The sequence below is a fragment of the Kitasatospora sp. NPDC059722 genome (assembly GCF_042733235.1).
In the GTDB taxonomy this organism is placed as follows: domain Bacteria; phylum Actinomycetota; class Actinomycetes; order Streptomycetales; family Streptomycetaceae; genus Kitasatospora.
Genome location: NZ_JBHWGD010000107.1, coordinates 1 through 18,175 on the forward strand (window position 1 = coordinate 1; position 18,175 = coordinate 18,175).

Genomic DNA, 18,175 nt, shown 5'->3' on the forward strand with positions numbered 1-18,175 from the left:
GCGGGGCGCGGGGCGGGGCCGCGGCCGCCCCCCCCCCGCGGGGGCCCGTCGCGCCCGCCACCTATCGCCCCCCCCCCCGGGGGCGCCGGGGGGCGGCCCCCGGGGGGGCGCCCCGCCCCTCGGCCGTGTCCGACGCCGCCCGCGCGTACCCGCGCAAGACGTCGTGCCTGCGTCGCGCCGACGTTGTGCCCACGGCGGCCCGGGGCGGACCATGGACGGAGGAGGACCCCGTCGTCCAGAGCGGGAGCGGGGATGGGTGAGGCAGTCGGTGCGATGCTGGCGTCGGCCGCGGGCATCGCGATCGGCCCGCGTCCGCTGATCGCGGCGATCCTCATGCTGGCCGCTCGGCGCGGTCGCGCCAACGCGCTCGCCCTGACGGTGGGCCGGGCGGCCGCCCTGGGTGCGATCGTGGCGGTCGTCGTGGCGGTCGTCGTGACGGCCGGCAGCAGGCCGGCCCCCGGCGGCGAGCCCACCTGGCCGTCCTGGCTCAAGCTCGCGCTGGGCACGCTGCTCGTGCTGCTGGCGCTCGGGCAGTGGCGGGACCGGCCGCGCGAGGGCCACGTCAACGCGCCGCCGGGCTGGATGCGCTCGGTGCGCCGCTTCACCGCGGGTCGATCGGCCCGTCTCGGGGCGGCCCTCGCCGCCGCGAGCCCGAAGGACGTCGTCCTGGCCGTCGGCGGCGCCGCCTCCGTCGCCGCGAGCCCGACGAGCGACGCGGGCAAGGCGGTGGCCGGCACGTTGATGGTGCTCATCGCCTCGCTGTGCACGCTGCTGCCGCTCGCGGTACACCTCCTGGGCGGCGACGGCTCCGCGCGCACCCTGGGCGAGTGGAAGGCCTGGATGTCCGCCCACCACACCGCGATCACGACGACGGTCCTTGCCGTCCTCGGCACCACCTACCTCGGCGACGCCCTCACCGGCCTCGCGTGAACCCGCGTGAGCCGGGCAGACCCGCGCGAGCCGGGCAGACCCCGCGCGAGCCGAGCAGACCCGCCGTTCCCGAACGACGCCGCTCCCCCAAGAGCCGCGCGGTGGCCCGTATCCACCACTTCGACCGAATGTGCGCGGGTCTGACGGTTGATGACATACTCCTCTGCGCAATACCCGGCGCTGCCGTTACGACGCCGGGCCGACATCCACGGGGGACACGAACGTCCATGTCATCGATACGTCGTACCCAGCACACCGCGCGCGCCGCCCTCGCGGCGTCCACTCTGACGCTGACGCTCCTCGCCACCTCCGCCTGCGGGCCGGACAACAGCTCCAGTGACGCGGCGGCCTCCACGGCCGCGACCGCGGCCGCCACGAGCGCCGCGGCCACCGCCGCCGCGAGCGGCAAGGCGCCCGGGCTCGGGCTGCCGGCCAACCTCGACGACCTCAAGAAGTGGAAGACCGCCGACTGGGAGAAGTGGGCCAAGGACTACGCGGCCCCGGCCGTCGCCAAGGGCTACTGGACCGTCGAGAAGCTCCTCGCCGCCAAGCCGGTCGACCAGCTGAAGCCGCCGGCGACCACGCCCACCGGCCAGCCCACCCAGGCCCCGCAGCCGACCGCGCAGCCCACCGGCGCGAGCACCCAGCCGCCCGCCGACGGCGGCAACGACGCCCCGCCGCAGAGCGTCGAGGCCCAGGCGGACGCCCACCCGTACGCCAAGAACCTGGCCGTGTTCGGGAAGATCTTCTTCGACAAGCCCGGCGCCGCGACCCTCGACCCGGGCAAGCTCGGCCAGCACTACGTGTGTTCGGGCACCGTGGTCGCCGACCCGGCGCACCCGGGCAAGAGCAACCTGGTGTGGACCGCCGGGCACTGCGCCCACCAGGGCAAGGGCTCGACGTTCAACGAGAACATCGTCTTCATCCCGGACTTCAACGCGGGCGGCGCCGTCAGCGGCGGCAAGCGTCCGACCGACGTCTCGCAGTACGCGCCGTACGGCGAGTGGGGCGCCGTCAACCACGTGACCTCCCCGGTCTGGGAGGCCGAGGGCGGCGAGGTCGGCCCGGCCGCCCAGTACGACTTCGCGATCCTGCGGGTGAAGCCGGAGAACGACACGGGCAAGTCGCTGGAGGAGACGGTCGGCGGCGCGGTGCCGGTCTGGTTCAACGCCCCGCGCGACCAGCTCAACATCACCAACTACGGCTACCCGGCCGCTCCCCCGTTCGACGGGCTGGAGCTGAACCACTGCCCGGGCGGCAAGCCGTCCCGGATGTCCTTCGACCCGTCGCGCCCGCCGATGCTGGCGATCGGCTGCTCGATGACCGGCGGTTCGAGCGGCGGCGGCTGGCTGTCGACCAAGGACGGCAAGCCGGCCCTGGTCAGCAACGTGTCGGTCGGCAACGACGCGCTGAAGTACCAGGCCGGTCCGTACCTGGACGACGTGGCGGCCGGCCTGTTCGACTTCATCTCCAAGAAGGGCTAGCCACCGGCTGCCCACGGTGATCGGCCCCCGCCCTCCCCCACGTCACGTGCGGGCGGGCGGGGGCCGTCGTCGTCAGCGGATCCGCGCCGGCCCCCTCCCCCGCACCGCCCGCACGCCCAGCCGGCCGTCGTCCGCCCGTGGGCTCACCGCGGCCGGTATCTCCCGGAGCGTCAGCACGATCTCGCCGTCGAAACGTTCCGCCAGCAGCCGCACCAGCTCCGCGGCCCCGTCCGGCCGCACGTCGGGGGCGAGGGCGGGCAGCCGGCCCGGGGCGCTGAGGTCCTGCGCCTGGACGGCCCAGCGGGCCGCGTCGCCGTCCTGGCCCTCGGCCGCGTAGTGCACCGCCAGGCAGTGGACGGCGAGTTGGTCGCCGTACTGCGCGGCGATCCGCCACCAGAAGACGGCGTCGGCGGTGCGGTCCATGCCGTACAGCAGGCAGCCGAGGGTCCGGAAGGCCGCCTTCTCGGCGAGCTCCAGGTCCAGCGCGAGTTCGCACGGCTCGACCGTGCCCGCCACGCCCCAGCACAGGTGCCGCAGGTCGCGCCGGAGTTCCGCGCGCCCCGCGCCGTCCCGGCGGGCCGCGCCGGTGCGGCGGCCGGCGGCCGGGCGGACGGTGCGGTCCCGGCCCGTGCCCGGCCGCTCGGCGGCCGGGCGCCCGCCCTCGGGGCCGTCGGCCGCGAGCCGGTCGGCGAGGCGCCGGGTGAAGTCCGCCGGGTCGTGGTCGCGGAACTCCCTCTCCAGCCCGGCGGAGTCCGCCCGCAGCAGGTCGCCGAGGTTCATTCCGCCGCCCGCCCCTCGCCCGACTCGCCGCCGCTGGCGTGCTCCAGCAGGTACTCCAGGTGCCGCCGCCCGAGGCTGTAGTAGGTGCGGGCGGTGGTGTGCGCGATGCCGAGCGCGCGGCCGATGTCCGGGTAGGAGAGGCCCGCCTGCCGCAGCCGGACGACGTCGGCCTGGACCGGGGCGCTGCGCGCGAGTTCGTCCATCGCCCAGTCCAGGGCGTCGAGTTCGGCGAGTTCCTCCAGCTCGTCCTGGCTGGTGTCCGGGCGCCGCTGGGCGATCACCCGGAGCCGCTTGCGCTCGGCGCGGTGGCGCTCGCGCAGGACGTCCACGATCGCGTCCTTGAGGACCTTGAACGCGAAGGCCCGCGGATCGGCGCTGGCCAGGGCCCTGCGCCAGTTCTGGTAGAGCACGGCACCGGCGTTCTGGACGGCGTCCTGCGCGTCCTCGCGGTGGCGCAGCCGCTGCTGCGCGTACCGGAGGTAGCCGGGGTTCTCGCGGGTGAAGAAGGCCTCGAAGTCGGCCGGAAGGCCGTCGAGCGGGTCCGTCCGCACGTCGTGCTCCTCGCCCGGCCCGGGGGTGGTCGGCACGCGCTTCCCCTTTTCGGTGAGTCGGTCGGCCGGCCCACCGGTTGGCACGCCGACGGCCCCGCGGGGGGCTCGTGGTGTAACCGTCCCGGAGCGGCGGGTTGTTGACCCGAAGCGGTGGGCAATAATCGACCGCTTCCGTTCACTTCCGGACACCCGCGCTGACCTGCCGGTTCCGGCCCGTCCGGCCTACCGGCCCGGCGCGACAGTGACGCAGATCACACTCAAGGGTTTCGCCGACTTGACCCGCGGCGCGCGGCCCCACTCGACCGACCACACCGGACCCGGCAGGGCCGGGCCTACTCGACCGGTTCGACGGCCGCCGAGTCCAGCGCCGCGGTCACCTGGTCCAGCAGGACGCGCAACGCGGCGAGGTCCTCGACGGGCATCCCGGTCGCGGTGAGCAGCCGGCGCGGCACCTGCCCGGCGCGCTCGCGCAGCGCGACGCCCTCCGGGGTGAGCGCGACGGTCACCGACCGCTCGTCCTCCGGGCTGCGCTCGCGGCGCACCAGGCCTGCCGCCTCCAGCCGCTTGAGCAGCGGCGACAGCGTGCCGGAGTCCAGCCGCAGGCGCTCGCCGATCCGCTTGACCGGCAGTTCGCCGTCCTCCCACAGGACGAGCATGACGAGGTACTGCGGGTAGGTGAGCCCGAGGTCCTTGAGCAGCACCCGGTAGACGCCGCCGAAGGCGCGGGAGGCCGCGTTCAGCGAGAAGCAGATCTGCTGGTCGAGGCGGAGCAGGCGCTCGTCCGACGCGGCGGGGTGTCCGGGAGGCGTGGTCATGCACCCATGGTACCGATCGGGTTCACGCGATTGAGTTGTGCGCAATTGAATTGCGTGCTCTACTTGTCATCGGCAGGACGCCGCAGCGGAGCACCGCAGCGGGAGCGAAGCCGGAAAAGCAGACCAGCAGGAACAGCAGAAGGGAACGCATCATGGACGCGCTCTACACCGCAGCCGCCACCGCGAACGGCCGTGAGGGCCGCGCCGTCAGTTCCGACGGGCAGCTGGACCTCGCCCTGGCGATGCCGCCCGCACTCGGCGGCAGCGGACAGGGCACCAACCCGGAGCAGCTGTTCGCGGCCGGCTACGCGGCCTGCTTCGCCAGCGCGCTGGGCCTGGTCGGCCGGCAGGCCCGGGTCGACACCAGCGAGGTCTCGGTGACCGCCGAGGTCTCCATCGGCAAGGACGGCGCCGGCTTCGGCCTCTCCGTCGTGCTGCGCGTCGAGCTGCCCGAGTCGCTCGCGGGCGAGAACGGCGAGCTGCTGGTCAAGCAGGCGCACGAGGTGTGCCCGTACTCCCGCGCCACCCGCGGCAACATCCCGGTCGAGCTCGTCGTCGAGTAGCCGTCCGGCCGCCGCCCCGCCCGATCACCCGATCACGGCAGCGGGCAGCCGCGGCGAACCGCCGCCACGGACCTCCGGGGCCCGCCGCACACCCCCGATGCGGCGGGCCCCGGCCCGTACCCCCGCCTCACCCGCCCGGACCCGGACCCGGCCCGTTCGCGGACCGCAACGTGTCCAGTCTGAGCCGGTACTCGTCCGCGTCGATCTCCCCGCGGGCGAACCGCTCCGCGAGCAGCTGCTCCGGGGTCGGCCCGGTCATCCCCGCCCTCAGCGGCCCGGCGGCGGCCGCGCCCTGCGGCAGCGGCCGGTGCGAGCGCGAGACGTACCGGGACAGGGCGACGACGGCGAGCACCAGCAGCACCAGGACCAGCAGCATCACGAGCACCATCAGGCCGATGCCCCAGCCGCCCAGCCCGTGGTGCACGTACCCGTGCCAGTGCCTCATCGGGACCTCCTCCTCCGGCCACGGCGGGCCTGTCGAGGTGACTGTCGCCAGTACCACCATCGTGCGCCCGCGGACCCCCGAAGTGCGCTGAGGAAAGCGTGAGAAAACGTTCCGGCGCCACCGGCGCTCCGGGCCGGGGTAGCGTTCGGCCCATGGACCACCACACACCGGCCGGCGAGCGCTCCGCCGAGCAGCTCGTCGCCGCAGGGGTGCTCCGCCGCCACCCGGACGGCCGCCCGCACCCCGCGCTCGGCCACTCGCCGATCTCGTACGTCTCCGCCGCGCTGTGGGCCGAGCTCACCGCCCTCGCCATCGCCCCGGCCGCCGCCGAGGCCACCGCCCGCGCGCTGCTGGACACGATCGCCGCCGACGCCGTGGACGCTGCCCTCGCGCCGGGCAACGAGACCGCCCCGCGCGACGACCTCTACGTGACGCACCCCGCGCACATCGGCCGGCACCGCCGGGTCGTCTGGTTCCAGCGCTCCGGCCCGCGCGGTCCGATCATCGCCACGTTCCCGCCCGAACACCGACCGAGCTGAACGCCCCGAACACCGACCGAGCTGAACGCCCCGAACGCCCCGAACACCCCGCCGGCTCCGGGGCTCATCTCTCCACGGTCAGGCTGTGGCACACCCAGCTGAGCCGGTCCGGCCCGCCGACCGCCGGCCGGTCGTGGTACACCCCGTCCGCCACCGACAGGTTGACGATCAGGTACGCGTGCCAGCCCGCCCCGACCCCGTGCAGGTCGGCGTACACGAGCTCGTCCCCGACGTACCAGTCCACCGAGTGCGCGCCGAACACCACGCGCATCCCGAAGGTCGCGCCCGGGCCGATGCCGCTGCCCTCGCCGTGCCAGTACCGGAACCCGCCGCGGACGTGGTTGGAGACCTCCAGGAGGTCAGGGTGGTCCGGGTGGTACTCGAAGACGTCCACCTCGTTGCCGCCGTCCCGCCAGGTCCAGATCGCCGGCCACGCGCCGACGTCGACGGGCAGCGTGACGAGCGCCGACAGCTCGTCCCCGGTGCGGACCTGGAAGCCCTCGGGACTGCCCTCGGTGGTCAGCAGGCTGCACGTCCACAGCCCGCCCGCGTGCCGGCGGGCAGCCGTGAAAACGCCCCCGGGGCAGTACGAGCGGCTGAGGTAGTCGAGTTTGTGGTCGCTCCGGTTCGTCGGCCCCATCCGGGGATACGCGCTGCTGCGCCCGGCGATCCACTGCCTGGTCGAAGTGAAGTCCGCGTCGAACACGACTGCCACGGCCGCCTCCCCGGTGCTCCGCCGACCCGGCAGTCCTGCCCGCCGGGCACACAGAGTGAGTTACCCGATACGCTCCGCAGTATGCGGAGGTGAACCGGGCTATCCGGGCCCTTCCCACGGGCACCGTCAACTCCAGCTTTCCCCCCCGGAGTTGACGGCGAACCATCAACCGACGACGGCGGTCGCGCCCCCGGAGTCGAGCCGGTCGGTCACCGACACCACGCCGTCCACCGAGCGGCACAGGTTCAGCACGATCGGCACGAGGTGCGGCTCCGGCACGGTGCCGCTGAGCACCACCCGGCCCTGGTCGACCTCCACGCCGATCTCGGCCGGGCTGACGCCGTCGATCCGCCCGAGCACCTCCTCGACGATCTCGCGCCGGATCACCCGGTCCTCGCGCAGGAACACCCGCAGGAGGTCCCCGCGGCTCACCATGCCGATCACGCGGCCGTCCTCGTCCAGCACCGGCAGGCGCTTCAGCCCGTGCCGGCTCATCAGCCGGGCCGCCGCGACGACGCTGGTGCCGGGCGTGGTGCAGACCGGCTGCGTCGTCATCAGGTCCGCCGCCGTGACGGTGCCGCCGGGCCCCGCCTGCGCCGACTCCGGGGCCGGCAACAGGCTGCCCGTGTCCTCCTGGGCGGCGAGGGTGCGCAGCAGGTCCGCCTCCGAGACGACGCCCAGCGGCCGGCCGTCGGCGTCGACCACCGGCACGCCGGTGATGTCGTAGTCGGTCAGCAGCGCGACGATCTCCCGGAAGCCGGTCTCGGGCGCGACCCGGACCACCGGGCTGGTCATCACTGATTCGACGGTGGCATGCCGCAACGCAGGTTCACCTCGTCCAACGGGTTCCTCCGGACGGTTCCTTCCGGCCGGTACCCGCAGCATGGCCCCCGACGGCGGCGATCGCCAGGGGCCAAGGGGCCGAACGGGTGGGACCTACGGCCCCCGGTCCGAACGCGGTGCCGACAGCGGAGGGCCGGGCCCCGCGCACCGGGCCCCGCGCACCGGTCCGCCCGCCCGAGCGGCGATCCGCCGGCCCGAACGGCGCAACCATCACATGATCGACTCGTTGGACCGTCCACCACGACACGATCATGCTCCGGGGAGGGCCCGTTGGCAGGACCGACAGACACCGCCGCGCAGCCGTCCCGGCACCCGGTGGCCCAGGCCGAGGCCGCCCTGGTGCGCCACTACCGGCGGCTGGCCCGGCTCGCCTACCTCGCCCTGCCCGCCGACCGCGACCGGCACAGCCGGGTGCTCGCCGCACACGCCGCCGTCCAGCGCGCGCTGCCGTCCCGCTGGACCCGCCGCTCCGGTCCGGCGGACGGCGTCGACGACGACCCCGTCTACGGCGCGCTCCGCCACCGCGTCCTGCTCGCCGCCCTGCGCCCGCACCCCGCCCACCGGCTGCTGGCACCCCGCGCGTGGGGACTGCGGCTGTTCACCCCGCACGGCGACGAGGCGGACGCGGAGCTGGACCGGGCGCTCGCCGGGCTCGCCGCGCCGGCGCGGGTGGCGTTCGCCCTGCACGCGGTCGAGGAGCTCACGCCGGAGCGCGTGGCGGAGGTCCTGCGCTGTGCGGGAGTCGAGCGCCCGGAGGACGCGATCGAGGCCGCCGCCGGCCTGCGCGCGGACACGGAACCGCCCGCCTTCGACCCGTGCGCCGTCCGCGTCCAGGCCACCGACCTGCTGCGCCGTCGCCGTGCCCGCACCGCCGCGCTCGCCGTGGCCGTCCTCGGCCTCACCACCACCGCGGCCGTCCTCGGCGGCGGCTCCGGCGTCACCCCGCAAAGCCGCCCGCTGGTCGTCGCCCCGGCCGGCTCGGTCGTCGACCCGGCCAAGCTCGGCCACGTCCCGGCCGACCAGTGGCAGCACACCGCCCGGCTCGACTTCACCGCCTGGCCCGCGCGCGGCGACCGCCGCGACGACGACGCCCTGCTCGGCCGCGCCCTCGCCGCCTGGACCCACCCCGGCGCGCTGACCCGCGTCGAGCCCGGCGCCGACGCCACCCCGCCCGCCACCACGCCGAGCCTGCTGTTCGCCGGCACGGTGGACGGCACCGCCGTCGTCGTCCTGTACGACGGCCCGCACCTCGCCCGCTACACCGACGGCCCCGGCGGCGGCCTGGACCTCGCCCGCGCCGACGACTCCGACGTGACGACGGCGGGCGCCGTCGTGCTGCGCCGCCAGGGCACCACCGCCCGCTACCTCCTGGCCCCCTGGGTGGATGCCGCCGAGACCCGACGGATCGACCAACCCGACGCCCCCGCACGCGCGTTGGACCACCCGGACGGCATCACCGCGGCGGCGCCGACCGGCGCCCTCGCCGATTGCCAGGGTGCCACCGTGCTCCAGCTGCACTCCTCCCCCGTGGTCGCCGAGAAGCACACCTTCCTCCTCGCCGACGTCGGCGGCCTCGTGCCCGCCCACCTCACCTACACCCCGCCGCCCGCCCAGGGCACCCCCACCCCCACCGGCGGCCCCGGCCCTGCGCGCGCACCGCGCGAGGCCACCGGTCCGGACGCGCTCGTCGCCTGGGCGCACGGCGGGTGTGCCGTCCCGGACGCCACACCCGGTGTCAAACAGCTCGAACTCTGGGCGTTCGCCGTCCAGCCCCTGCCGCAGAACGCGGGCACCGCGACCTGGACGTGCCTGCGCACCGACCGCTGGAACGGCGACGGCAGCGCCGCGACCACCGTCCTGCTGCCCTCCGCCCGCGGCCCCCAGCGCACCGGCGGCGGCCAGGGCCGGGCGTGCAGCCGCTTCGAGCAGGACACCGTCGGCTCCACGTGGTGGCGCTCCCCGCAGGGCACCGAGTTCCTCCTCGCCGCCGGCAGCCGCCGCGTCACCCGGCTCACCGTCAAGGGCCCCGACTGGTCCGCCGACCGCCCCGCCCCGGACCACACCCTCGCCCTCGAACGCCCGGCCCCCACGACCGCCCAGGTCGAAGCCGTCCTGGACAACGGCGCCCGCATCACACCACTGCGCTGACCAACCTTCCGCTGACCGCCCTTCCGCCGGCCGACCTCAGCGCCCGACCGCCGACTCCGCCTCGTAGTCCGGCAGCTCGACACTGCTCACCTGCTTGCCCAGCGCCAGCATCCGGTCCAGCACCCACCGCCGGTTCAGCAGCGCGTTGCGCACCCGCAGACCGGCGGCGGTGCGCGGCGCCAGGAACGGGCCGGTGCGGTCCCCGCCCTTCTGGCACCCCTGGGCATAGCCGCGCAGCAGGCGCTCGTAGCGGGCGAAGGCGGTGCGGTGGTCGCCGCGCGCCCGGGCCAGCTCTCCCGCGAGGACGTACGCGGCCACGACGGCGGTGCCGGTGCCCATCCCGCCGATGGTGGCACCGCAGGCCGCGTCGCCGAGCAGGCCGATCCGCCCGGTCGACCACGCGGGGACGTCGGCCCGGCTGATCGAGTCGAAGTACAGCTCGGGCGCGGCCCGCAGGCTCTCCAGGAGCCGGGGCACCTCCCAGCCCAGGCCGTCGAACGCGGACCGGACGAATTCCTTCTGCTGCCCCGGGTCGTGGCGGTCGTGGACGAGCTCGGGGGACGCGAAGAGGAAGAAGGCGCCGGCCCGGGTCGGGTCGCGGTGGTCGGCACCGACCGCGGCGAGCCGGCCGGGCACGTTCAGCCCGACCGAACCGGGCGCCAGGCCGGTGTCGTTGGGCAACTGCCAGGTGGCCGCGTAGTAGCCGAGGTGGCGGACGTACCGATCCTCGGGGCCGAAAGCGAGGCGCCGGACGGTGGAGTGCAGCCCGTCGGCGCCGATCACCAGGTCGAACTCGCGCTCCGCGCCGCGCCGGAAGGCCACCCGGACCCCGTTCGGCGTCTCCTCCAGCGCGGTGATCGAGTCACCGAAGACGTACTCGGCGCGGTCGGAGCTGCGCCGGTGCAGCAGTCGGGCCAGCTCGCCGCGCGGGACCTCCACGTCGCCGCCCGCGAACTCGGCGGGCAGGTGGAGGAGCCTGCGCCCGTCCGGGCCGACGAAGGTGATCGGACTGCCACCGGTGCCGAGCGCGCGCAGCTCGTCGAGCACGCCCATCCGTTCCAGCACGGTCAGGTGGGTCGCGCCACGGAAGTCGACGTCCTGCCCGCCGCCGCGCAGCGCGGGGGCCAGCTCGACGACGGTGACGTCGAAGCCGTACCGGCCGAGCCAGTGGGCGAGGGCAGGGCCGGCGATGCTCGCGCCCGAGATCAGGACCTTGGTGCTCACGGGAAACCACTCCGTCCGGAACGAGTCCATAACTGCGTCCATCAGACACAGTTACATTGCTGTGTACGGTAGACACAGTTGATTCCGGACGCAAGAGCCCGAGGAGCGGACGTGGCAGCAGACGTGGACGAGCCGGCGAACGAGACCGTCCGGCTCCTCTGGGGCCAGCCGGCCAAGCCCACGCGCGGGCCGAAGCCGGCCCTCAGCCTGGAGCGGATCGCCGCGGCGGGCATCGAGGTCGCGGACACGGAAGGCCTCGGCGCCGTCTCGATGCAGCGCGTCGCCGGACTGCTCGACTACACGAAGATGGCGCTCTACCGGTACGTCCCCGGCAAGGCCGAACTCGTCGCACTGATGGTCGAGTTCGCCGTGGCCGAGCCGCCGGCCGGACCGGCGGACGGTCACTGGCGGGACCACCTCGCCACCTGGGCCCGGGAGTTGACACGGTCGTTCGTCGCCCACCCGTGGCTGCTCGACGCCACCGTCGGACCCCGCGTGATGGGCCCGAAAGAACTCGCCTGGCTGGAGCGGGTCGTGTCCGCCCTGGACGGTCACGGTCTGACCGGCGCCGAGCGCATGGACGCCGCCGTCCTGCTCGCCGGACACGTCCGCGGCATCGTCCAGCAGGCGCGCGCCGCCGGGGCGGAGGGCTCCCCCGAGGCCCGACTCCTGACCATCCTGAGCGGGCTGGTCCGGCAGCATGCCGACGACTACCCCGCCCTCGCCGCCGCGATGGCCGAACCGGGCGGCCGGGACAACGCCCTGGACTTCGGCCTCGCCCGGATCCTGGACGGCCTGGCGGCCCTGATCGAGCGACGCGCCGCCCGACCGTAAATCCATTCGAAGCGGCCGGGGAGCGGTCGCTACGATGCCGCCCCATGGCGATGTTCGTGCACCTGACCTCGACCGCGGACGCACCGCGGGTCCGCCGCGCCGGCATCCGGGCCGACAGCCGCGGCCAGGGCGGCGCGCGCGGCGTGTACTGCTTCCCCGTCCTGCCCTCGTACACCCTGACCCACCAGTGGCTGCGCGAGCTGGCCCGGTTCGGCAGGCCGGGCGGGCTCGTCGCGGTGCACGTCCGCCTGCCCGACGACGAACCGGTCCTGGCCGGCCACTACCGGGACCGCGCCAAGGACGCCCAGCTCCCGATGACGGCCGCCGAGGCCGTGCACCGGATCCGCGCACTGCCGGACCCGCGCGGCTGGGAGGTCTTCCTCTCCCGCGCCGTGGCCTCCCGCGAGATCCACCGGATCCGCACCGCCCCGCAGGTGACCGGCTGGCGCTACGTCCCGGACGCCCACGGCACCCGCCCCTGCACGTGCTACGGGTGCCGGGTCCTCGGCGGGTACGGCAGCCGCCGCCTGCGCGAACGCAATCCGCACCCCCTGGACGGCCCGCCCCCACCCGCACGCGTCCTCCTCGCCCGCATCGACGCCGCCGGCACCCCGGGCGACCCCGCCCAGCTCCGCGACACCCTCCACTGGTTCTCCCTGCGCCGCCGGGGCCCCGTCGAGCGCGTGGCCCACCTGGCCGACCACCCCGCCCCCGAAGTCCGCCAAGCCCTTGTCCAGGCCCTCAACGCCTGGTCCACCCCCGGCGCGCGCGAGCTCGTCACCACCCTGGCCGCCGACCCCCACCCCGACGTCCGCGAGGCAGTCGCATGGGCCGCCTACCGCTGGTCCACCCCCGGCACGCGCGAACTCCTGACCACCCTGGCCGCCGACCCGCACCCCGACGTCCGCGCGGCGGCCGAGGCGGCCCTGGAGGGCTGAACCCGTCAGTACCCCTCCCGCACCTCGAACGTCCCGCCGCTCCAGTAGACGGAAGGTTCGTCGGCGTCGCTCGGCCAGTCGCTCTGCAGGTAGCGGCGGCCGCGGCCCAGGGCGCCGGCCTGGTGCGGGGTCAGGCGGCCCTCCATCAGGTCGGCGGCCTCGGCGTCCGTGACGGGGAGCACCGTCCGGTACTGGGCGTCGTTGGAGGCAGCCCAGTCGACGTACTCGGTGAAGACACTCACGAACGCCTGCGAGCAGAGCTCACAGCGCTTGACGGAGACGATGAAGTGCGAGTCGTCCTGGATCATCTTCTCGATCCGGACCCCGCTGTAGCTGTGGTGGTGCTCCCGCGCCACCAGCGCGTCCTCGGCGCAGCACGCCTCACACCCGAAAGCCGCGAACTCCGTCATGCCGTCCCCCGTGAACGCTCGACCCGTTGGGGGCACATCGTACTCAGCGGGGCGCGCGCGCTGGCGCCGCGCAACCGTCGGTCGGCGCCACGGCCGCGAAGTCCTCGTCCGTGCACGTCCGTTGCCCTAGCGTGGCGGGACGCGTGCCGTCGAGCCCGGGGTCGTCCGGGAGGTCCGGGAGTGACATGCCGAAACGCCGTTGCCCACGGCCGCAGTTGGTGCTGCTCGCGTTCCTGCTGACCGCCTGCGGCGGTACCGGAAGCGCCACCGCCGGCCCGGCGACGCTCGACTGGTACAACTTCCCGGACGACTCCGGCGCCCTCCAACAGGCCGCCGACGCCTGCAGCCGGGCCTCCGGCGGGCGCTACACGATCCGGTACGACAAGCTCCCGCGCACCGCCGACGGCCAGCGCCAGCAGCTCGTCCGCCGGCTCGCCGCGCACGACGCGGGCGTGGACATCATGGGCCTGGACGTCACGTGGGCCCCGGAGTTCGCGGAGGCGGGCTGGATCCGCGAGTGGACGGGTGCGCAGAAGGACGAGGTCACCGCCGACACCCTCCCCGCCGCACTGGAGACGGCCACCTGGAAGGACCGCCTCTACGCCGCACCGTACAACTCCAACACCCAGCTCCTCTGGTACCGCGACGACCTGACCCCCACCCCGCCCCATACCTGGACCGAGCTGCTCGCGCAGGCGGACGCCCTCGCCAAGCAGGGCAAGCCGCACTACGTCGAGGTGCAGGGCGCCCAGTACGAGGGCCTGACCGTCTGGTTCAACACCCTCGTGAGCAGCGCCGGCGGCTCGGTCCTCACCCCCGACGCGAGCGCGCCGGCGCTCGGGCCGCCCGCCGTCACCGCGGCCGGCGTCATCCGCGACCTCGCCCGCTCCCCCGCCGCCGACCCGTCGCTCGCCAACCAGATGGAGGACCAGGACCGGCTCGCCCTGGAGTCCGGCACGGCGGCCTTCGAGGTCAACTACCCGTTCGTCTACCCGGCGATGAAGGCCGACCGCCCCGACCTGTTCCCCCACTTCCGCTGGGCGCCCTACCCCGCCGTCACCCCGGACCGCCCGGCCGCCGTCACGATCGGCGGCATCGACCTCGCCGTCGGCGCCTACGGCCACCACCCGGACCTCGCCCACGAGGCGACGCTCTGCTTGCGCAACCGCGACAACCAGCTCGTCAACGCGCTCAAGGGCGGCCTGCCGCCCTCCCTCCGGAGCCTGTACACCGCACCGGAGCTGACCGACAGCTACCCCTTCGCCGCCGACGTCCTCACCGCCCTCGACAACGCCTCGCTGCGCCCGCGGACGCCCGCCTACCAGAACGTCTCGATCGCCATCGCCCACGCGCTGTCGCCGCCGTCCGCCGTGGACCCGGAACGCACCGTCGCCGACCTGTCCGGCCAGATCAAGGACGCACTCGGCTCGAAGGGGCTGATCCCGTGACCGCACCGCCGCCCACCGCACCGCCGCCTGCCGCACCGACGACCACCGCACCGACGACCACCGCGGCCAAGGCGTCCGCCGGCTCCCGCGACGAGCGCCGCCTCGGCTGGCTCCTGTGCGCCCCGGCCGTCCTCGTGATGGCGGCGGTCACGGCCTACCCGGTCGGCTACGCCGTCTACCTCTCGCTCCAGCGCTACGACCTGCGCTTCCCGCAGCACGCCCGCTTCGTCTGGTTCGACAACTACGCCGCCGTGCTGTCGAGCCCGTACTGGTGGCAGGCGCTGTGGGTGACGGTCGTGATCACCGTCGTCTCGGTGACGGTCGAGCTCGCGCTCGGCCTCGCGCTCGCCCTGGTGATGCACCGGACGGTCCTGTGGCGGGGCACCGTCCGCACCGCCGTCCTGGTGCCGTACGGCATCGTGACGGTCGTCGCCGCGTACTCGTGGCAGTACGCCTGGACGCCGGGCACCGGCTACCTGGCCGCCCTGCTCCCGGCGGGCAGCGCGCCGCTCACCGACCACTGGCAGGCGATCGGTCTGATCATCCTCGCGGAGGTGTGGAAGACGACGCCGTTCATGGCGCTCCTGCTGCTCGCGGGCCTCGCCCTGGTGCCCGAGGAGACGCTGCGCGCCGCCCAGGTGGACGGCGCGGGCCCGGCGCAGCGCCTGCGCCTCGTCGTCCTGCCGCTGATGAAGCCGGCGATCCTCGTGGCGCTGCTGTTCCGCACGCTCGACGCGTTCCGCGTCTTCGACGACATCTACGTGCTGACCGGCGGCTCCGACAACACCGGCTCGGTCTCGATCCTCGGCTACGACAACCTGTTCACCGCCCTCAACCTCGGCATCGGCTCGGCGATCTCGGTCCTCGTCTTCCTGTGCGTGGCGGCCATCGCCCTCGTCTTCGTCACGGTGTTCGGCGCGGCGGCGCCGGGCGCCGGGGAGGACCGCCGATGAACGCCGACACCCGCCGCCGGTCCGCGTGGACGATCGTCAACACCGTCGTCGTGCTCTACGCGCTGTTCCCGGTCTGGTGGATCGCCGCGCTCTCCTTCAAGGATCCGAGCACCCTCACCGACGGCGACTTCGTGCCCCGCCGCTGGACGCTGGATAACTACCGCGGCATCTTCCGCACCTCCGAGTTCACCCGCGCGCTGCTCAACTCGGTCGGCATCGCCGTCATCGCGACCACCGTCGCCGTCGTGCTCGGCACCATGGCCGCCTACGCCGTCGCCCGGCTGCGCTTCCCCGGCAAGCGGCTGCTGATCGGCATGTCGCTGCTGATCGCGATGTTCCCGCCGATCTCGCTGGTGTCCCCGCTCTTCGACATCGAGCGCGTGCTGGGCCTGTTCGACACCTGGCCCGGTCTGATCATCCCGTACACGACCTTCTCGCTGCCGCTGGCGATCTACACCCTGTCCGCGTTCTTCCGGGAGATCCCGTGGGACCTGGAGAAGGCGGCCCGGGTCGACGGCGCCACGCCGTGGCAGGCGTTCCGGCTGGTCATCGCCCCGCTGGCGGCGCCCGGGGTGTTCACCACGGCGATCCTGGTCTTCATCTTCTGCTGGAACGACTTCCTGTTCGCGATCTCGCTCACCTCCACCCGCGCCGCGCGGACCGTCCCGGCGGCGATCGCGTTCTTCACCGGCAGCTCGCAGTTCCAGCAGCCGACCGGGTCGATCGCCGCGGCGGCCATGGTGATCACCGTCCCGATCGTGGTCTTCGTGCTGCTGTTCCAGCGGCGCATCGTGGCCGGCCTGACCGCCGGCGCAGTGAAGGGGTGACGGATGGCCGAGCTCGTCCTGGACGGACTCACCAAGCACTACCCGGACGGCGCGGTCGCCGTGCGGGGCGTCGATCTGACCATCGCGGACGGGGAGTTCGTGATCCTGGTCGGCCCGTCCGGGTGCGGCAAGTCCACCACCCTCAACATGATCGCGGGCCTGGAGGACATCACCGCGGGCACCCTGCGGATCGGCGGCCGGATCGTCAACGACCTCGCACCGAAGGACCGGGACATCGCCATGGTGTTCCAGAGCTACGCCCTCTACCCGCACATGACGGTGCGCCAGAACATGGGCTTCGCCCTGCGGCTGGCCGGGGCGGACAAGGCGGAGATCGCCCGCAAGGTCGAGGAGGCCGCCCGCGTCCTCGACCTCACCGAGCACCTGGAGCGCCGCCCGGCGCAGCTGTCCGGCGGACAGCGCCAGCGGGTCGCGATGGGCCGGGCGATCGTCCGCGCGCCGAAGGCCTTCCTGATGGACGAGCCGCTGTCCAACCTGGACGCCCGGCTGCGGGTGCAGATGCGCACCCAGATCTCCCGCCTCCAGCGCCGCCTGGGCACCACGACGGTCTACGTCACCCACGACCAGGTCGAGGCGATGACGCTGGGCGACCGCGTCGTGGTGATGCGCGGCGGCGTCGTCCAGCAGGTCGGCCCACCGCAGGAGCTCTACGACCGCCCGGTGAACCTGTTCGTCGCCGGCTTCATCGGCTCGCCCGCCATGAACGTCCTGGACGCGACCCTGGAGGAGGGTGCGCTGCGCACCGCGCTGGGCGAGCTGCCCCTCGACGACCGGCTGCGGCGGGGGCTGGAGGTGGCCGACGCGCCGCGCCGGGTGGTCGTGGGCATCGGCCCCGAGAACTTGGTGGACGCGGCGCTGCTGGAGCAGGGGCGCGGCGGGCGGACGGTGACGGTGGGCGTCGAGGTGCTGGAGTCGGTCGGTTCGGACGTGTTCGTGCACTTCACCGCGCGGAACGGTGCCGGTTCGGGCGCCGGGGCCGGCCCCGAGGTGGTGGCCCGGATCGGCACCACCACGCGGGCCGCCGAGGGCCACCCGCTGGAGCTGTGGGTGGACACCGCCCGGATGCACGTCTTCGACCCCGGCACGGGCGCCGCGCTCACCTCGGCGGCCCGCTGACCAGCGGCGCGGCCCGCCGAGGTGCCCGTCCGGCCGAATCGGGCGATCATGGGACGGACCCCGACGGGGCGGCCCCGCCCGAAAGGTGGACTGCGATGTTCCAGCTCCTGTGGATTCTGCTCATCGGCTTCGTCCTGGGCGTGCTGGCCAAGCTCATCCTGCGCGGGCCGCAGTCGATCCCGTGGTGGCTGACGATGCTGCTCGGTGCCGCCGGCGCCTGGCTCGGCAACGCGGTCTCCGGCTGGGTCGGCGTGCGCCACACGTCGGGCATCGACTGGATCCGGCACATCCTCCAACTGGCGTTCGCGGTGGCGCTGGTGGCCTTCGTCGCACCGGCCTGGTCCAAGTCCCGGCCGAGCCGTTAGGGGCCTCGTCCGGCTCCCGGCCGGGCGGCCCGTCAGCCGACGTGCACGGCCGGGCGGCGGCCGCGGTCGGGCTCGGCCTCGCGCAGCACCTCGCGGGTGACCGGCGCGATCTCGCCCTGCCCGAGCAGGAAGAACCGCAGGAACTGGGCGAAGGGGTTGCCCTCCGTCCACTCGAAGTAGATGTGCGGCTGCTGCCCGGTCAGGTGCCTGACCCGGAGCAGCAGCG

Annotated in this window: 20 protein-coding genes and 1 pseudogene (1 of these 21 cut by a window edge); 12 read left to right on the forward strand and 9 right to left on the reverse strand. The window is 74.4% G+C overall.

What is annotated here, in order from left to right; all coding sequences use genetic code 11:
• The first annotated feature begins 252 nt into the window (after nt 1-252).
• The gene (locus ACFV4F_RS37315) at nt 253-930 is read left to right on the forward strand and encodes a GAP family protein (protein WP_380509491.1); all 678 of its coding nucleotides are present in this window, start codon (nt 253-255) and stop codon (nt 928-930) included.
• Between the two features lie 227 nt (nt 931-1,157).
• Entirely contained in the window at nt 1,158-2,414 is a 1,257-nt protein-coding gene (locus tag ACFV4F_RS37320) for a hypothetical protein (protein WP_380509494.1), read from the forward strand.
• Nucleotides 2,415-2,486: 72 nt separating this feature from the next.
• Here the strand turns inward: ACFV4F_RS37320 and ACFV4F_RS37325 are convergent, their stop codons facing one another.
• From ACFV4F_RS37325 to ACFV4F_RS37335, 3 genes are all read right to left on the reverse strand, one after another.
• Nucleotides 2,487-3,194 (reverse strand): hypothetical protein, encoded by a 708-nt coding sequence (locus tag ACFV4F_RS37325; protein ID WP_380509497.1) that lies wholly within the window; start codon nt 3,192-3,194, stop codon nt 2,487-2,489.
• Nucleotides 3,191-3,781 carry an RNA polymerase sigma factor gene (locus ACFV4F_RS37330; RefSeq protein WP_380439737.1) on the reverse strand — a complete coding sequence of 197 codons (591 nt, stop codon included), beginning with the start codon at nt 3,779-3,781 and terminating at the stop codon, nt 3,191-3,193. The genes ACFV4F_RS37325 and ACFV4F_RS37330 overlap by 4 nt, the downstream gene beginning before the upstream one ends.
• A gap of 296 nt (nt 3,782-4,077) precedes the next feature.
• The gene (locus ACFV4F_RS37335) at nt 4,078-4,560 is read right to left on the reverse strand and encodes a MarR family winged helix-turn-helix transcriptional regulator (protein ID WP_380439739.1); all 483 of its coding nucleotides are present in this window, start codon (nt 4,558-4,560) and stop codon (nt 4,078-4,080) included.
• A gap of 152 nt (nt 4,561-4,712) precedes the next feature.
• Here ACFV4F_RS37335 and ACFV4F_RS37340 point away from each other — a divergent pair, with 152 nt between their 5' ends.
• Complete coding sequence (locus tag ACFV4F_RS37340; protein WP_359958273.1) at nt 4,713-5,123, forward strand: organic hydroperoxide resistance protein; 411 nt, start codon at nt 4,713-4,715, stop codon at nt 5,121-5,123.
• A gap of 127 nt (nt 5,124-5,250) precedes the next feature.
• Here the strand turns inward: ACFV4F_RS37340 and ACFV4F_RS37345 are convergent, their stop codons facing one another.
• Nucleotides 5,251-5,568, reverse strand: a complete 318-nt coding sequence (locus tag ACFV4F_RS37345) for a hypothetical protein (protein ID WP_380509500.1) — start codon at nt 5,566-5,568, stop codon at nt 5,251-5,253.
• A 152-nt stretch (nt 5,569-5,720) separates the two neighbouring features.
• Here ACFV4F_RS37345 and ACFV4F_RS37350 point away from each other — a divergent pair, with 152 nt between their 5' ends.
• On the forward strand, nt 5,721-6,107 hold the full coding sequence (locus ACFV4F_RS37350; RefSeq protein WP_380439743.1) for a hypothetical protein: 387 nt from the start codon (nt 5,721-5,723) through the stop codon (nt 6,105-6,107).
• Nucleotides 6,108-6,171: 64 nt separating this feature from the next.
• Here the strand turns inward: ACFV4F_RS37350 and ACFV4F_RS37355 are convergent, their stop codons facing one another.
• Together ACFV4F_RS37355 and ACFV4F_RS37360 are read right to left on the reverse strand one after the other, a co-directional pair.
• Nucleotides 6,172-6,822, reverse strand: coding sequence for a beta-glucanase (locus ACFV4F_RS37355; protein ID WP_380439745.1), 651 nt, complete (start codon nt 6,820-6,822; stop codon nt 6,172-6,174).
• Nucleotides 6,823-6,987: 165 nt separating this feature from the next.
• On the reverse strand, nt 6,988-7,617 hold the full coding sequence (locus tag ACFV4F_RS37360; RefSeq protein ID WP_380439746.1) for a CBS domain-containing protein: 630 nt from the start codon (nt 7,615-7,617) through the stop codon (nt 6,988-6,990).
• A 318-nt stretch (nt 7,618-7,935) separates the two neighbouring features.
• On the opposite strand from ACFV4F_RS37360, the gene ACFV4F_RS37365 reads away from it, so the two are divergent.
• Nucleotides 7,936-9,813 (forward strand): hypothetical protein, encoded by a 1,878-nt coding sequence (locus ACFV4F_RS37365; RefSeq protein ID WP_380509503.1) that lies wholly within the window; start codon nt 7,936-7,938, stop codon nt 9,811-9,813.
• A 36-nt stretch (nt 9,814-9,849) separates the two neighbouring features.
• Here ACFV4F_RS37365 and ACFV4F_RS37370 read toward each other — a convergent pair whose 3' ends face one another.
• Nucleotides 9,850-11,037, reverse strand: coding sequence for an FAD-dependent monooxygenase (locus ACFV4F_RS37370; protein ID WP_380509505.1), 1,188 nt, complete (start codon nt 11,035-11,037; stop codon nt 9,850-9,852).
• Nucleotides 11,038-11,148: 111 nt separating this feature from the next.
• On the opposite strand from ACFV4F_RS37370, the gene ACFV4F_RS37375 reads away from it, so the two are divergent.
• Together ACFV4F_RS37375 and ACFV4F_RS37380 are read left to right on the forward strand one after the other, a co-directional pair.
• The gene (locus ACFV4F_RS37375) at nt 11,149-11,871 is read left to right on the forward strand and encodes a TetR/AcrR family transcriptional regulator (protein WP_380509508.1); all 723 of its coding nucleotides are present in this window, start codon (nt 11,149-11,151) and stop codon (nt 11,869-11,871) included.
• A gap of 44 nt (nt 11,872-11,915) precedes the next feature.
• Nucleotides 11,916-12,809, forward strand: a complete 894-nt coding sequence (locus ACFV4F_RS37380; protein WP_380509510.1) for a HEAT repeat domain-containing protein — start codon at nt 11,916-11,918, stop codon at nt 12,807-12,809.
• Between the two features lie 5 nt (nt 12,810-12,814).
• Here the strand turns inward: ACFV4F_RS37380 and ACFV4F_RS37385 are convergent, their stop codons facing one another.
• Nucleotides 12,815-13,219 (reverse strand): hypothetical protein, encoded by a 405-nt coding sequence (locus ACFV4F_RS37385; RefSeq protein ID WP_380509513.1) that lies wholly within the window; start codon nt 13,217-13,219, stop codon nt 12,815-12,817.
• 185 nt (nt 13,220-13,404) lie between these two features.
• Between ACFV4F_RS37385 and ACFV4F_RS37390 the strand changes: the two genes are divergently transcribed.
• The 5 genes from ACFV4F_RS37390 (at nt 13,405) to ACFV4F_RS37410 (ending at nt 17,949) form a co-directional block, all read left to right on the forward strand.
• Complete coding sequence (locus ACFV4F_RS37390; protein WP_380509516.1) at nt 13,405-14,667, forward strand: ABC transporter substrate-binding protein; 1,263 nt, start codon at nt 13,405-13,407, stop codon at nt 14,665-14,667.
• Nucleotides 14,664-15,620 (forward strand): carbohydrate ABC transporter permease, encoded by a 957-nt coding sequence (locus ACFV4F_RS37395; RefSeq protein WP_380509519.1) that lies wholly within the window; start codon nt 14,664-14,666, stop codon nt 15,618-15,620. The genes ACFV4F_RS37390 and ACFV4F_RS37395 overlap by 4 nt, the downstream gene beginning before the upstream one ends.
• On the forward strand, nt 15,617-16,447 hold the full coding sequence (locus ACFV4F_RS37400; protein ID WP_380509522.1) for a carbohydrate ABC transporter permease: 831 nt from the start codon (nt 15,617-15,619) through the stop codon (nt 16,445-16,447). Before ACFV4F_RS37395 ends, ACFV4F_RS37400 begins: the two co-directional genes overlap by 4 nt.
• 3 nt (nt 16,448-16,450) lie before the next feature.
• Entirely contained in the window at nt 16,451-17,584 is a 1,134-nt protein-coding gene (locus ACFV4F_RS37405) for an ABC transporter ATP-binding protein (RefSeq protein ID WP_380509525.1), read from the forward strand.
• A gap of 95 nt (nt 17,585-17,679) precedes the next feature.
• Nucleotides 17,680-17,949 (forward strand): GlsB/YeaQ/YmgE family stress response membrane protein, encoded by a 270-nt coding sequence (locus ACFV4F_RS37410; protein WP_380495501.1) that lies wholly within the window; start codon nt 17,680-17,682, stop codon nt 17,947-17,949.
• A 32-nt stretch (nt 17,950-17,981) separates the two neighbouring features.
• Here the strand turns inward: ACFV4F_RS37410 and ACFV4F_RS37415 are convergent.
• Nucleotides 17,982-18,175 (reverse strand): annotated as a pseudogene (locus ACFV4F_RS37415) (amino acid transporter) (it continues 1,798 nt past the right edge of the window).